The 14,328-nt window shown below is 72.8% G+C and carries 11 protein-coding genes and 1 pseudogene; 8 read left to right on the forward strand and 4 right to left on the reverse strand.

All coding sequences use genetic code 11. The features are described 5' to 3' along the window. Positions 1-266 precede the first annotated feature (266 nt). Complete coding sequence (locus ACFQ3T_RS27220) at positions 267-1,397, forward strand: lytic polysaccharide monooxygenase (protein ID WP_380727284.1); 1,131 nt, start codon at positions 267-269, stop codon at positions 1,395-1,397. Between the two features lie 24 nt (positions 1,398-1,421). On the opposite strand, the gene ACFQ3T_RS27225 is transcribed toward ACFQ3T_RS27220, so the two are convergent. From ACFQ3T_RS27225 to ACFQ3T_RS27240, 4 genes and pseudogenes are all read right to left on the reverse strand, one after another. Next, positions 1,422-2,198 (reverse strand): energy-coupling factor ABC transporter ATP-binding protein, encoded by a 777-nt coding sequence (locus ACFQ3T_RS27225; RefSeq protein WP_380727304.1) that lies wholly within the window; start codon positions 2,196-2,198, stop codon positions 1,422-1,424. Positions 2,199-2,261: 63 nt separating this feature from the next. Then, positions 2,262-2,852 (reverse strand): annotated as a pseudogene (locus ACFQ3T_RS27230) (energy-coupling factor transporter transmembrane component T family protein); the annotation flags it as partial. Beyond that, on the reverse strand, positions 2,849-3,163 hold the full coding sequence (locus ACFQ3T_RS27235) for a PDGLE domain-containing protein (RefSeq protein ID WP_380727286.1): 315 nt from the start codon (positions 3,161-3,163) through the stop codon (positions 2,849-2,851). The pseudogene ACFQ3T_RS27230 and the gene ACFQ3T_RS27235, both read right to left, overlap by 4 nt. After that, complete coding sequence (locus tag ACFQ3T_RS27240) at positions 3,160-3,849, reverse strand: energy-coupling factor ABC transporter permease (RefSeq protein ID WP_380727288.1); 690 nt, start codon at positions 3,847-3,849, stop codon at positions 3,160-3,162. Before ACFQ3T_RS27240 ends, ACFQ3T_RS27235 begins: the two co-directional genes overlap by 4 nt. A gap of 212 nt (positions 3,850-4,061) precedes the next feature. Between ACFQ3T_RS27240 and ACFQ3T_RS27245 the strand changes: the two genes are divergently transcribed. The 7 genes from ACFQ3T_RS27245 to ACFQ3T_RS27275 all read left to right on the forward strand — a co-directional run bounded on the left by ACFQ3T_RS27245 (position 4,062) and on the right by ACFQ3T_RS27275 (position 14,222). Continuing rightward, entirely contained in the window at positions 4,062-6,545 is a 2,484-nt protein-coding gene (locus tag ACFQ3T_RS27245; protein ID WP_380727290.1) for a DEAD/DEAH box helicase, read from the forward strand. 81 nt (positions 6,546-6,626) lie between these two features. After that, complete coding sequence (locus tag ACFQ3T_RS27250; protein ID WP_380727292.1) at positions 6,627-9,575, forward strand: AfsR/SARP family transcriptional regulator; 2,949 nt, start codon at positions 6,627-6,629, stop codon at positions 9,573-9,575. 189 nt (positions 9,576-9,764) lie between these two features. After that, positions 9,765-10,073: a hypothetical protein gene (locus ACFQ3T_RS27255; RefSeq protein WP_380727294.1), complete on the forward strand. Its 309-nt coding sequence runs from the start codon at positions 9,765-9,767 to the stop codon at positions 10,071-10,073. Positions 10,074-10,109: 36 nt separating this feature from the next. Then, positions 10,110-10,949 carry a LytR/AlgR family response regulator transcription factor gene (locus ACFQ3T_RS27260; protein WP_380727296.1) on the forward strand — a complete coding sequence of 280 codons (840 nt, stop codon included), beginning with the start codon at positions 10,110-10,112 and terminating at the stop codon, positions 10,947-10,949. After that, positions 10,946-11,332 (forward strand): DUF485 domain-containing protein, encoded by a 387-nt coding sequence (locus ACFQ3T_RS27265; RefSeq protein ID WP_380727298.1) that lies wholly within the window; start codon positions 10,946-10,948, stop codon positions 11,330-11,332. The genes ACFQ3T_RS27260 and ACFQ3T_RS27265 overlap by 4 nt, the downstream gene beginning before the upstream one ends. Beyond that, complete coding sequence (locus ACFQ3T_RS27270; RefSeq protein WP_380727300.1) at positions 11,329-13,050, forward strand: sodium/solute symporter; 1,722 nt, start codon at positions 11,329-11,331, stop codon at positions 13,048-13,050. Before ACFQ3T_RS27265 ends, ACFQ3T_RS27270 begins: the two co-directional genes overlap by 4 nt. Then, positions 13,047-14,222 (forward strand): histidine kinase, encoded by a 1,176-nt coding sequence (locus ACFQ3T_RS27275; protein WP_380727302.1) that lies wholly within the window; start codon positions 13,047-13,049, stop codon positions 14,220-14,222. The genes ACFQ3T_RS27270 and ACFQ3T_RS27275 overlap by 4 nt, the downstream gene beginning before the upstream one ends. Positions 14,223-14,328 lie beyond the last annotated feature (106 nt).

The following is a 14,328-nucleotide window of genomic DNA, read 5'->3' on the forward strand; positions in this document are numbered from 1 at the left end:
CCGCACCAGCCGGCGCCGCCCGCCGGCCACCCGCACGGCCCCTCCCCCTCACACGGTCCGGCGCACCCGCACGGACCAGCGCGGACCCGGAACCTCCGCAGGCGGCCGGCCCGCGTCCGGGTGTAGGCGACCGCGTCCGTAGGGCCGAAGGCGTTGCGCCCTATGGACGCACTGCGTAACGGCCCATTCACAGACCGACGCGGGCGCGGCTACAGTCACACCGTTCCTGGGAGCGCTCCCAGAACCTCAACGAGGAGGTGAACGACGTGACGGCCCGACGATGGATCGCGCTGGCCGCGGCCGGTGTGGCCGGCCTGCTGATCGCGACGCTCGTGAACGTGATCAGCCCGACCACGGCGTCCGCACACGGCGCCATGATGAAGCCGGGCAGCCGGACCTTCCTGTGCTGGCAGGACGGACTGACCCCGCAGGGCAACATCCAGCCGATCAACCCCGCGTGCAACGCGGCGGTGACGGCGGGTGGGACCAACGCCCTCTACAACTGGTTCGGCGTGCTGAGGTCCGACGGCGCCGGTCGCACCACCGGGTTCATCCCGGACGGCAAGCTGTGCAGCGGCGGCAACCCGACCTTCTCCGGGTTCGACATCGCCCGTGACGACTACCCGGTGACCCACCTGACCGCCGGGGCGAGCTTCGGGTTCTCCTACAACAAGTGGGCCGCCCACCCGGGCACGTTCCACCTGTACGTGACCAAGGACAGCTGGAGCCCGACCCGTCCGCTGGCGTGGAGCGACCTGGAGAGCACGCCGTTCCACAGCGTGACCAACCCGCCGAACAGCGGCGCGGTCGGCACGGTCGAGGGCCAGTACTACTGGAACGCGAACCTGCCGACGGGCAAGTCGGGCCGCCACATCATCTACTCGGTGTGGACCCGCTCGGACAGCGCGGAGACGTTCTACAACTGCTCCGACGTCGTGTTCGACGGCGGCCGGGGCGAGGTCACGGGCGTCGGTCGCGGTGGCAACACGACCACCACCACGACGACCACGACGACCACCACGTCGACCACCACCAGCACCACGTCGACGACCCCGACCAGCACGACCACCACGACCCCGACCACCCCGGGCGACGCGAACTGCATGGCGATCTACAAGATCACCAGTGCGTGGTCGGGCGGCTTCCAGGCCGAGGTCGAGATCATGAACCACAGCAAGAGCCCGTACAACGGCTGGACCGCGAACTGGACGTGGGCCGGCAACCAGACGATCAACAGCCTGTGGAGCGGCGTCAAGTCCGGCTCCGGCTCTCAGGTGATCGTCAAGAACGCGGCGTGGAACGGCACGGTGGGCGTCGAGCAGTCGGTGAAGTTCGGCTTCACGGCCACCTACTCCGGCGCCAACTCGCTGCCCACGGTCACCTGCACCAGCCCGTGACCAGGGGTTAGCCGCAGGACCAGCTCAGTCGAGGCGGAAGCCGAACGGGAGCTCCAGCCGGTGCCGGGCCAGCAGCCCGGTGTCGGCCAGGAGCTCCCGCGTCGGTCCGTCCGCCACCACGACACCGCCGTCGATCAGCACGCTGCGCGGGCACAGCTGCAAGGCGTAGGGCAGGTCGTGGGTGACCATGAGCATGGTGCGGTCCAGCGCCAGCAGCACTTCGGCCAGCTCTCGGCGGGCCACCGGTTCCAGGTTCGCCGAGGGCTCGTCGAGCACGAGGATCTCGGGGTCGCAGGCCAGCACGGTGGCCAGCGCGACCCGCCGGCGCTGCCCGCCCGACAGGTGCAGCGGCGACCGGTCGGCGAACCCGGCCATGCCGACCGCGGCCAGCGCCCGGTCCACCCGCTCGTCCAGCTCCGCGCCGCGCAGGCCGAAGTTCGCGGGGCCGAACGCCACGTCCTGCCGCGCCGTGGGCAGGAACAGCTGGTCGTCGGGATCCTGGAAGACCACGCCGACGCGGCGGCGTATCTCCTTCAGGTTCGCCTTCTCCACCGGCAGCCCGGCCACCTCCACCCGGCCCGAGCCACCGCCCAGCACACCGTTGAGGTGCAGCGCGAACGTCGTCTTGCCCGCGCCGTTGGGGCCGAGGACGGCGACGCGCTCCCCGCGCCGCACCGTCAGGTCGATGCCGAAGAGGGCCTGGTGGCCGTCCGGGTACGCGAACGCCAGCCGCTCCACCACGAGCGCGGGCGCGGTCCGCTGTGGCTCGACCACCGCACTCCCCCCGGTCCCGTCGGGCATCCGGCCCGTCCAGCCGCGCGACACCATCGCCAGGTGCACCCTCTCACCGCGTTCGTAGGAGCGGATGAACAGGCTGCCGATGCCGCGGGCCGTCGCGCCGGCCTGCCAGAGGAACCGCGGGTCGTCGCCGCGGGAGATCCGCGCCACCCGCATCCGCCTGGCCTCGCCGACGATCACCTCGGCGTAGCGCAGCATCAAGGTGGCGATGGTGACCAGCACCGACGGCATGCGCAGCCGCTGCAGGCCGAGCAGGAGGTCCTGCGGGGCCGTGGTGGCGGCGAGCGTCAGGGACGTGAGCAGGCCGAGCGTGCCCTTGGCCAGGATGTTCCACCCGGCCAGGGCGCCCTCCTCGGAGACGGACACGCCCAGCACGTCGACCCGGTCCCCGCCGCCGGTGAACGGCAGCACCAGGGCCAGCAGCACGAACGGCGCCTCGATCACGGACCGCGCGGCGAACCACCGCACCGGGACGCGGGCGACCGCCCACACCGCCGTGAGCGCGAGCAGGTACGCGCCGAACGCCCAGAACGCCTCGCGCGGCGTGGCCACCACGCAGAGCACCGCCACCACCGTGGCGACGATCTTGGTCTGCGGCGCGAGGCGGTGCACCGGCGAGTCGCCCGGCCGGTGCAGGAAGCCGTGGCCCGCGCTCACGTCGCGTCGGGCGGGCCGGCCTTCGCGTCCGCCTCGACGGGCCGCTTGCGCAGCAGCCGGAACAACCCGCCCGCGACGACCAGCGTGAGCACGACGCCCAGCACGCCCGCGACGCCGGTGAACCGGTCGTCGCCCGCCACCGCGTAGTCCGCCAGCGGCCACCCGCCCAACGGGTGGTCCTGCGCGTGCTCGGCGATGCCGTGCTGCTCGGTGACGTGGTCGAGCCCGTCCGGGTCCGAGTCGGCGAAGTAGGAGAAGACGCCCGCCAGCACCAGGCTGACCACCGCGAACCCCAGGAAGAAGCGCTTCACGCCTTCAGCTCCAGCTTCTGCGGCACGCCGCGCAGCAGGTACACCAGGTCCGGCCGGGCCGACGCGACCGCCGTCACGGTGACCGCGGTGATCACGCCCTCGCCGACGCCGATCAGCACGTGGACGCCGAGCACCGCGGCGGCGACCGTGCCGAACGCCACGCCGCCCTGGCCGCCGATCGCGTACTCCAGCACGAAGCCGAACGACGCCAGCACCGTGTTCACCAGGGCCGACACGAACGCGACGGCGGCCAACCCGCCCTTGCCGCGGGTGGCGAGCCGCCGCAGCGCCAGCGCCGTCAGGTAGCCGACCGCCGTGCCGATCAGGGCCATGTTGGTGACGTTCGCGCCGAGCGCGGTGACGCCGCCGTCGGCGAAGAAGAGTGACTGGACGACCAGCACGATCGTCACGCACAGCGCGCCGACCCACGGTCCGACCAGGATGGCGGCCAGGGCGCCGCCCAGCAGGTGCCCGCTCACGCCGGGCAGCACCGGGAAGTTGAGCATCTGGGTGGCGAACACGAACGCGGCGACGAGCCCCGCCATCGGGGCGGTCCTGTCGTCGAGGTCGCCGCGGGCCTTGGCCAGCGCGACGCCCACCCCCGCCACCGCGACCGCCACGAACAGCAGCGAGGTCGGCGCGTTCAGCAGGCCGTCGCTCATGTGCATTGCAACCGGATCGGACACGGGGCCCACGCTAGTTGCCCAGCATCCGTTGTGGCCAGCTCCCTGCAACAACGAAAGAGGTGCAGTTGAGTGATCTTCACCCTGTTGGCGGCACGGCCCGGCGTCGCGCCGACCGGGGGTCCTCCACGTGCCGGCGGCGCGCCGGCCCACCCGGACCGGCCTGACCTGGGCGAGCGGGGCTCACTCCGCGTTACCACTATGCTCTGCCTGCGATGACTCTCACCGACCGGTTGCCGGCTTCCCCCGATCCCGACCTCCTCTTCGACACCTTCGCCGAGTGGGCGCAGGAGCGGGGGCTGTCGCTGTACCCGGCGCAGCAGGAGGCGTTGATCGAGATCGTCTCCGGCTCGAACGTCATCCTCAGCACGCCCACCGGCTCGGGCAAGAGCCTGGTCGCCATCGGCGCCCACTTCGCCGCGATGGCGGACGGCAAGAGGACCTTCTACACCGCGCCCATCAAGGCCCTGGTGTCGGAGAAGTTCTTCGCCCTGATCGAGACGTTCGGCGCCGAGAACGTCGGCATGATGACCGGCGACGCGAGCGTCAACGAGACCGCGCCGATCATCTGCTGCACGGCCGAGATCCTGGCCAACATCGCGTTGCGCGACGGCACGCGGGCCGACGTCGGCCAGGTCGTCATGGACGAGTTCCACTTCTACTCGGAGCCCGACCGCGGCTGGGCGTGGCAGGTGCCGCTGATCGAGCTGCCGCAGGCGCAGTTCCTGCTCATGTCGGCGACGCTCGGCGACGTCACGTTCTTCGAGAAGGACCTGACCCGCCGCACCGGCCGCACGACGAGCGTGGTGCGCTCCGCCGAACGCCCGGTGCCGCTGAACTTCCAGTACGTCACCACACCGCTGCACGAGACGATCGAAGAGCTGCTGCACGGCCGCGAGGCGCCGGTCTACGTCGTCCACTTCACCCAGGCGTCGGCGCTGGAACGCGCCCAGTCGCTGATGAGCGTGAACGTCGCCACCCGCGCCGAGAAGGACGCCATCGCGGCCATGATCGGGCGCTTCCGCTTCACGTCGGGGTTCGGCAAGACCCTGTCCCGGCTGGTGCGGCACGGCATCGGGGTGCACCACGCGGGCATGCTGCCGAAGTACCGGCGGCTGGTGGAGCAGCTGGCGCAGGCCGGCCTGCTGAAGGTCATCTGCGGCACGGACACGCTCGGCGTGGGCATCAACGTGCCGATCCGCACGGTCGTGTTCACCGCGCTGTCGAAGTACGACGGGCAGCGCACCCGCCACCTGAAGGCGCGCGAGTTCCACCAGATCGCCGGACGGGCGGGCCGCGCGGGCTACGACACCGTCGGCACGGTCGTGGTGCAGGCGCCGGACCACGTGGTGGAGAACGAGAAGGCGCTGGCCAAGGCGGGCGACGACCCGAAGAAGCGGCGCAAGGTGGTGCGCAAGAAGGCGCCCGAGGGTTTCGTGTCGTGGAGCGACCAGACGTTCGAGCGGCTGAAGAACGCCGAGCCGGAGCCGCTGACGTCGAGCTTCCAGGTAAGCCACGCCATGCTGCTGAACGTGATCGGCCGGCCGGGCAACGCGTTCGCCGCCATGCGGCACCTGCTGGAGGACAACCACGAGGAGCGCCCCGCGCAGCGCCGGCACATCCTGCGGGCCATCCAGATGTACCGGGGCCTGCTGGCGGCGGGCGTGGTGGAGCGGCAGGGCGACGACATCCGGCTCACCGTGGACCTCCAGGTGAACTTCGCGCTGAACCAGCCGCTGTCGCCGTTCGCGCTGGCCGCGATCGAGCTGCTGGACCGCGAGTCGCCGTCGTACCCGCTGGACGTGCTGTCGGTCGTGGAGTCCACTTTGGACGACCCGCGCCAGGTGCTGTCCGCGCAGGAGCACAAGGCGCGCGGCGAGGCCATCGGCGCGATGAAGTCCGAGGGCATCGAGTACGACCAGCGGATGGAGCTGCTGGACGAGGTGACGTACCCGAAGCCGCTCGCCGAGCTGCTGGAGGCCGCGTTCACCACGTACCGGCGCGGGCACCCGTGGGTCGCCGACCACCACCTGTCGCCGAAGTCCGTGGTGCGGGACATGTTCGAGCGCGCCATGACGTTCACCGAGTACGTCTCGTACTACCAGCTGGCGCGGTCGGAGGGCCTGGTGCTGCGGTACCTGGCCGACGCGTACAAGGCGTTGCGGCAGACCGTGCCCGAGGACGCGAAGACCGAGGAGCTGAGCGACCTGCAGGAGTGGCTGGGCGAGCTGGTCCGCCAGGTCGACTCCAGCCTGCTCGACGAGTGGGAGAAGCTGCGCAACCCCACCGAGGAGGCCGTGGACGCGTCCCTGGGCGACAGCCCGCCCGCGGTCACCGGAAACGTCCGCGCGTTCCGGGTGCTGGTGCGCAACGCGCTGTTCCGGCGCGTGGAGCTGGCGGCCCGGCGCGACTACTACGAGCTGGGACAGCTGGACGGCGACGCCGGCTGGACCGCCGAGGAGTGGCAGGACGCGCTGGAGCCGTACTTCGAGGAGCACGACGAGATCGGCATGGGCCCGGACGCGCGCGGCCCGGCGCTGCTCGTGATCACGCAGGAACCGGGGCTGTGGCGGGTGCGGCAGGTCCTCGACGACCCGGCGAAGGACCACGACTGGGGCTTCACCGCCGAGGTCGACCTGGCCGAGTCGGACGAGATCGGCACGGCCGCCGTGCGGATCACCGAAGTCGGCCGGCTCTGACGTGCCTGGAGTCCATCCGGTGGTACTCCGCCGGGTACCCGGCGTACGAGCATGGCACTGGTCGGGACAGAACGGAGGCGGTTGACCCTGTCTCAGGACGAGTTCGGCGTGCTGGGGTCTCTCGTGGTCCGCCGGGACGGCCGCTCGGTCCCGGTCACCGCCGCCAAGCACCGCATCGTCCTGGCGACCCTGCTGCTGGGCGCGAACCGCTCCGTGCCGACGAGCGACCTGATCCGCCGGGTGTGGGGCGACGCGCCGCCGGACCGCGCCGCGCAGACGCTGCCCGTGTACGTGATGCGGTTGCGGCGCGCGCTGGGCGAGCCGCAGCTCATCCACACCACGCCGACCGGCTACCGGATCGACCTGCCGCCCGGCGCGCTGGACCTGCACCGGTTCGAGGCGCTGGCCGACGAGGCCGCGGCGCTGGTCGCCGCCGAGGACTTCGCCGCCGCGTGCCCGGTGTACGAGCGGGCGCTGGACTGCTGGCACGGCCCGCCGCTGGCCGACGTGCCGTCCGAGTCGCTGCACGAGACCGAGGTGCCGAACCTCGCCGAGCAGCGGTTGCGGGTGGTCTCCGAGCTCGTGGACGTGAAGCTGCGGCTCGGCCGGTGCGACGAGGTGATCGCCGACCTGCGCCGGCTGACCTCGCAGCACCCGCTGCGCGAGCGGTTCTGGTCGCAGCTCATGGTGGCGCTGTACCGGGCGGACCGGCAGGCCGACGCGCTCGACGCGTACCGGCAGGCGTCGACGGCGCTGGCGCGCGAGCTGGGCGTGGACCCGAGCGACTCGCTGCGCGCGGTGCACCACGCGATCCTCACCGGCGACCCGGCGCTGCACCAGCCGGCGGCGAGCACGTGGGCGCCGGTCTCGCAGCTGCCCGCGCCGGTGGGCAACTTCGTGGGCCGCGGCGCGGAGTTGGCCCGCGTGACGGGGATGTTGTCGCGCGGCGCGGCGACCGTGGTGGTGTGCGGGCCGCCGGGGGTGGGCAAGACGGCGTTCGCGATCTCGGCGTGCCACGCGGTGCGCGACCGGTACCCGGACGGCCAGCTGTACGTCAACCTGCGCGGGCACGCCACGTCGCCGCCGCTGTCCACGTCGGCGGTGCTGGCGCGGTTCCTGCGGGCGATGGGCGTGCGGTCGGACCACATCCCGGTGGACGAGGACGAGCTGGTCCGCGGCTACCGGGCCCGGCTGCGCGGCAAGCGGGTGCTGATCACGCTGGACAACGCGGCGTCGGTCGAGCAGGTGCGGCCGCTGCTGCCCGGCGACCCCGGCTGCTCGGTGGTCGTCACCAGCCGCAACGAGCTGCGGCTGCGCGCCACGTCCGTGCGGCTGGACGTGCTGCGCGGCGACGAGGCGTGGAAGCTGCTGGCGCGGTCGCTCGGGCCGGAGGCGGCGGTGGCGCAGTTCGACGCGGTCGGCGAGCTGGCCCGGCTGTGCGGCTACCTGCCGCTGGCGCTGCGGATCGCCCTGGGCAACCTGGTCGGCTCGTCGCACGTGGACGTCGCGTCGTACGTGGAGGAGCTGCGCGGCGGCGACCGGCTGGCCGCGCTGGCGGTGGACAACGACGACACGGCGGCGGTGCGGCGGGCGTTCGACCTGTCGTACGCGGCGCTCCCGCCGGACGCGGCGCGGCTGTTCCGGCTGACCGGGCTGCTGCCGGGGCCGGACTTCAGCGTGTTCGGGGCGGCGGCGCTGCTGGACGCGTCGGAGGACGTGGCGCGCGGGCTGCTGGAGGACCTGGCGTCGGCGCACCTCGTGCAGCGCGTCGGGGCGGACCGGTTCGCGCTGCACGACCTGCTGCACGACTACGCGGCGGACCGCGCGGCGGCGGCGGGCGAGGACCTGGAGGCGGCGCGGCGGCGGCTGTTCGAGTGGTACCTGCGCACGGCGATCGAGGTCGGCGACGTGCTGTACCCGGAGCTGGGCGTGTCCGGCCCGCCCCGGATGACGCCGGAGGTGGCCAGGGCGTGGCTGGACGCGGAACGTCCCAGCGTGCTGGCGGCGACCGAGCACTGCGCCGCGCACGGCCCGCTGCCGCTGGCGTGGCGGCTGATCGACGCGGTCGGCGGGTACTTCGGGTCGCACGGCCACCACGTCGAGTTCGTGCACGCCATCGACGCCGCGCTGGGCGCCAGCCGGGCCGCCGGCGACCACGACGCCGAGACGTTGATGCTGGTGTGGCTGGCGGCCGAGCACCGGAACCTGGGCAACCTGCGGGTGGCGCAGCGGTACCTGGGGTCGGCGCGGCCGACCGGGCGGACGGTGTGGATGCACGCCGGGCTGAACGGGGTGGTGCACCTGGAGCTGGGCGAGTTCCCGGCGGCGTTCGCCTCGTTCGAGCGGCTGATGGGGTTGAGCGGCGAGGAGTGGGCCGGGCCGCACGTGCGGATCGGCGCGCTGGCCGGGCTGGGCGCGTTGCGGCTGATGCGCGGCGAGCGCGTGGTGGCCGAGTCGCTGCTGTCCGAGGGCCTGGAGCTGGCGCGCGCCGCCGACGGGGTGAACATGGAGGCCACGTGCGCCGGGCTGCTCGCCCGCTGCCACACGGCGGCCGGGGACTACGCGCGAGCGGTCGAGCTGCTGCGCCACGCGCTCGCCTCGTGGTACCGGACGGGGGCGCGGCACGCGCGGGCGGAGGCGATGGCCCACCTGGCGGCGGCGCTGTGCCTGGGCGGCGAGCACGCCGAGGCGCTGCGGACGGCGCAGCGGGCGTTGGCGCTGGTGCAGGAGCTGGGCGGCAGCCCGCGGATCGAGTCCGAGATCCACAACGCGCTCGGCCTGGTCCTGCGCCACCTCGGCAAACCGGCCCGCGCCGTCGCCGCCCACCTGCGGGCGCTGGAACTGGCCACCTCCGCCGACTACCGCTACGGCCTGGCCCGCTCCCACGTCCACCTGGTCCGCGCGCTGGCGGCCGACGGGCGTCGCGCGGAAGCCCTCCGCCACGCCCGCGTGGGCCGCGACCTGGCGGCGCGCAGCGGGTTCGGGGACTTCGAGCGCATGGCCGCCGCGGCGCTGGACGAGGTGACCTGACCGCACGCCCGCGGCGACCCGCGATCACGCCCGCGTTCCCGTTCGGGTGGTTTCGCGAGCAGCGGGAATGTGTCCGTGGCGTTTCGAGTTCCGCACCAATCGAGACCACTCGTCCGGGTCGTTGACCCGGCCGCCCCCGAACGAGAGCATCGGGTTTCGATACAACCGCGGCTCACATCGGGGGATGCCATGGATTCCGATCCGCACGTCGTGCTGGCGCGGATCGCGGACGGCAAGCCCCGCACTTCCGCCGAATTGGTCTCCGCGCTCACGCAGTTGGCGCGGCTGGCGGACGAGTGGTCGGAGGTGGTGCGCGGGTTGGGCGAGCCGACCCGCCGGATGGTCGGCAGCGCGGCCGCGGCCTCGGTGTCCACGGCCGCGCGGCGGGCGCAGGAGGCGTTCCTCGAACTGGAGATGACGCTCGGTGACGCGGAGGCAGCGCGCCGGTCATTGCCCTTGGCCACCCCGAGGGACGAGGATAGGCGTCCGGTGGTCTAATCGCCGACGCCGCCGACCACACCGCATTGGAACTCCATGACCTCAGGACTTCCCTGTCCCCTCTGCGAGGGCCCGGAGCGCCGTGGGGCGCTTGAGCGCACGCTGCGGGTGCTCGCCGTGGACGACGAGGCCCCCGCCCTGGAAGACCTCGTCTACCTGCTGCGATCCGACCCGCGCGTCGCCCACGTCGAGGCGGTCACGGACGCGACCAAGGCGTTGCGGACGCTCCACCGGGCCATGGACGCCGGTCAGCCGGTCGACGCCGTGTTCCTCGACATCCGCATGCCGGGGCTGGACGGGCTGGACCTCGCCCGCGTCCTCTCCCGGTTCGCGCAGCCGCCGCGGATCGTGTTCGTCACCGCGCACCAGGAACCGGCGGTCGAGGCCTTCGAATTGAAAGCGCTCGATTACCTGCTCAAACCGGTCCGGGCGGAACGCCTGGCCGAGTCGGTGCACCGGATCGTGCACGAGGTGCTCGATTCGAAATCGCCGGAACCGGCCGGCGCCGCGCCCGCGGAGAAAGCGCCCGACGTGGGCGACGAGGTCATTCCGGTGGAACTCGGCGGTATCACCCGGTTCATCCGGCTGGCCGACATCCGGTACGTCGAGGCGCACGGCGATTACGCCCGCCTGCACACCGCCACCGGCAGCGGATTGGTCCGCGCCGCGTTGAACGGGCTGGAGGAGCGCTGGCGGTCCGCCGGGTTCGTCCGCATCCACCGCAGTCACCTCGTGTCACTCGGCCACATCGACGAGCTGCGGCTGGAGGACGGCCACCTGAGCGTCAACATCGGCGGCGCGGTGCTGCCGGTCAGCCGCCGGCACGCCCGCCAGTTGCGGCAGCTGCTGGTGCGCCGCAACCGGCAGCCGTCGTGACGTCGCCGCAGCGCCCGCACGCCCAGCGCGTGGTGGTGACGAGCCCGCGCACCCGCGCGACGCGCGCGCCCCGGCCGTACCCGGCGTCGCGGGAGATCGACGAGCAGAGCGAGCTGGGCGCGGTCTACATGCGGTCCCTGATCCGGACGCAGCGGCGGCTCGGGCTGCTGCTGTGCGCGGTGGTGTGCGGGAGCGTCGCGGCGCTGCCCCTGGTGTTCACGTTCGCGCCGTCGGTGGCCGCCCAGCGGCTCCTCGGCCTGCCGCTGCCGTGGCTGCTGCTCGGCGTGCTGGTGTTCCCCGTGTTCGTGCTCGCCGGCTGGTTCTACGTGCGGCAGGCCGAGCGCAGCGAGCGGGAGTTCGCCGAGCTGGTGGAGCGTTCGTGACCAGTACGTACGGCATCATCGCCGTGCTCGGCGTGGCGGTCGGCACGATGCTGGTGGGCACGTACGGGCTGCGGATCTCGCGCACGACGTCGGACTTCTTCGTCGCCTCGCGGACCGTGTCGCCGTGGTGGAACGCGTCGGCCATCGGCGGCGAGTACCTGTCGGCGGCGTCGTTCGTCGGCATCGCCGGGCTGATCTTCGCGCACGGGCCGGACATGCTGTGGTTCCCGGTCGGCTACACGGCGGGCTACCTGGTGCTCCTGGCCCTGGTGGCCGCTCCCCTGCGGCGCAGCGGCGCGTACACGCTGCCGGACTTCGCCGAGGCCCGGTTCGGCTCGCCCGCGGTGCGCGCGGTGGCGAGCGGGTTCGCGCTGGGCATCGGGTGGCTGTACCTGTTGCCGCAGCTGCAGGGCGCCGGGCTGACGCTGCACACCGTGACGGGCGCGCCGGACTGGGTGGGCGCGCTGGTGGTCGCGGTGGTCGTCACCACGAACGTGATCTCCGGCGGGATGCGCAGCATCACGTTCGTGCAGGCCTTCCAGTACTGGCTGAAGCTGACCGCGATCGCGGTGCCTGTCGTGTTCCTGATCATGGCGTGGCACGCGCACGGCGCGCGCGACCTGACCGGGCCGCAGTTCCCCGAGTTCCCGAAGCAGACCACGGTGAGCTTCGACAGCGACACCGGCTTCGAGGTCACCCGGCCCACGCCGTTCACCGGTTCGGGCGTCGTGGACGGGCAGCGCGTGGACGGCGGCGGCGAGCTGACCGCGGGCGACCACGCCGTGGCCGCCGGGACGCGGCTGACGTTCCCCGAGGGCGCGGCCGTGCCGCACGTGCGGTCGATCCCGTCGAGCACGAACGACGTGTGGGCGCTGCCGATGCGCGGCGGCGAGCGGTTCCCGCTGTACGCGGTGTACTCGCTGATCATCGCCACGTTCCTGGGGACGATGGGGCTGCCGCACGTGATCGTGCGGTTCTACACCAACCCGAACGGCCGGGCGGCGCGGCGGACCACGTTGATCGTGCTGGGGCTGCTCGGCGTGTTCTACCTGATGCCGCCGATCTACGGCGCGCTCGGCCGGCTCTACACGCCCGAGCTGCTGATGACCGGGGACACGGACGCCGTGGTGCTGGTGCTGCCGAGCCGGATGATCGACGGGCTGGGCGGGCAGCTGCTGGGCGCGCTGGTCGCCGGCGGCGCGTTCGCCGCGTTCCTGTCCACCTCGTCCGGGCTGATGGTCTCGCTGGCGGGCGTGCTGAGCCGGGACGTGCTGCGGTTCCGCGGTGTGCGCGGGTTCCGGGTGTCGACGGTGCTGGCCGTGCTGGTGCCGCTGGGCATGACGTGGCTGGTGGGCAAGGTGCCGGTGGCGGACATGGTGGGGCTGGCGTTCGCGGTGGCGGCGTCGTCGCTGTGCCCGCTGCTGGTGCTGGGCATCTGGAGCACGCGCATCACCACGGTCGGCGCGGTCGCCGGCATGGTGGCGGGCGGGCTGCCCGCGCTGGTGGCGGGGCTCGTGACGATCAGCGCCGGCGGCCGCGGCGAGTGGTACCACGTGTTCCTGGCCCGGCCCGCCGCGTGGACCGTGCCGCTGGGTTTCGTCGTGATGTACGTGGTGTCGCTCCTGACGCCGCGCAAGGCGCCACCGGGGGTGAACCACGTCATGGTGCGCTTGCACGCGCCGGAGAACCTGGGTCTGCGCAGTCAGGACCGGCTGTGACGGCGCCGCTGTGGACGGTCGGCGCGATCCTGCTCGTCGGGGTCGCCGTCGTGATCACGCTGTGGTGGACCTCCCGCACCCGCAACGACTTCCTCACCCACGAGCAGCGGATCACGTTCGAGACGCTGCACACCGCGTGGTCCGCCGCTCCCCCGCTGCGCGCCGGGCTGGTGCCCGAGGCGGCGAAGAAGTCGGCGAAGCACCTGCGCACGCTGCTGGGCACGCCCGCGCTCGCGCTGACCGACGAGACCGAGGTCGTGGCGTGGGAGGGCGACGGCGAGCACCACGCGGCGGAGGCGATGGGCCTGGCCGCGGACGTGTTCGACACCGGCCGCACGCGGGCGTTCGACATCACCTGCTCCGAGCCGGACTGCCCGGTGCACACGGCCGTCCTCGCGCCGCTGACCGTGGAGGGCCGGGTCGTCGGCGTGCTCGCCGCGTACAGCCGGGAGGCGTCGGCCGGGTTGGTGCGGGCGACGAACGAGGTGGCGCGGTGGGCGTCCGGCCAGCTGGAACTGGCCGAGCTGGACCGGTCGCGGACCCGACTGGTGGAGGCGGAGGTGCGGGCGCTGCGGGCGCAGATCTCGCCCCACTTCATCTACAACTCGCTGTCCGCCATCGCGTCGTACGTGCGCACGGACCCCGAGCGCGCTCGCACCCTGTTGCTGGACTTCGCCGACTTCACCCGCTACTCGTTCCGCCGGGCGGGCGACTTCACCACGCTGTCGGAGGAGCTGAAGTCGATCGACCAGTACCTGGCGCTGGAACGGGCCCGGTTCGGCGAGCGGCTCAAGGTGACGTTGCAGATCGCGCCCGAGGTGCTGCCGGTGACCGTGCCGTTCCTCTGCCTGCAACCGCTGGTGGAGAACGCGGTGCGGCACGGCATGGAGGGCAAGGTCGGGCCGGGGCACATCTCGATCCTGGCGGCCGACGCGGGCGCGGAAGCGCACATCACCATCGAGGACGACGGGATCGGCATGGACCCGGAAGCCCTCCGCCGCACCCTGGCCGGTCAGGTCGGTGAGACGGCCGGGATCGGGCTGGGGAACATCGACGAGCGCCTCCGGCGGTGCTACGGCGACGACTACGGCCTGGTGGTGGAGACGGCGCAGGGGCTCGGCACGAAGATCAGCGTGCGGGTGCCGAAGTACCAGGCGGGCGTGCACGCCTGACCTCGGGGTACGCGTCGTCGGCGGCGACCGCGCGGCCGGGCCGGTGGCCGGATCAGGCGGCGACGACGTCCAGGCCCAGGGCCGCGGCGCCGGCGCGGGTCAGGCG

Origin of the sequence: Saccharothrix hoggarensis, assembly GCF_042678885.1 — a bacterium.
In the GTDB taxonomy this organism is placed as follows: Bacteria; Actinomycetota; Actinomycetes; order Mycobacteriales; family Pseudonocardiaceae; genus Actinosynnema; species Actinosynnema hoggarensis.

Excerpts from the sequence above, each read along its gene's own strand:
- ACFQ3T_RS27225 (WP_380727304.1), bottom strand. The coding sequence starts at position 2,198 with ATGCCCGACGGGACCGGGGGGAGTGCGGTGGTCGAGCCACAGCGGACC.
- ACFQ3T_RS27245 (WP_380727290.1), top strand. The coding sequence starts at position 4,062 with ATGACTCTCACCGACCGGTTGCCGGCTTCCCCCGATCCCGACCTCCTC.
- ACFQ3T_RS27255 (WP_380727294.1), top strand. The coding sequence starts at position 9,765 with ATGGATTCCGATCCGCACGTCGTGCTGGCGCGGATCGCGGACGGCAAG.
- ACFQ3T_RS27260 (WP_380727296.1), top strand. The coding sequence starts at position 10,110 with ATGACCTCAGGACTTCCCTGTCCCCTCTGCGAGGGCCCGGAGCGCCGT.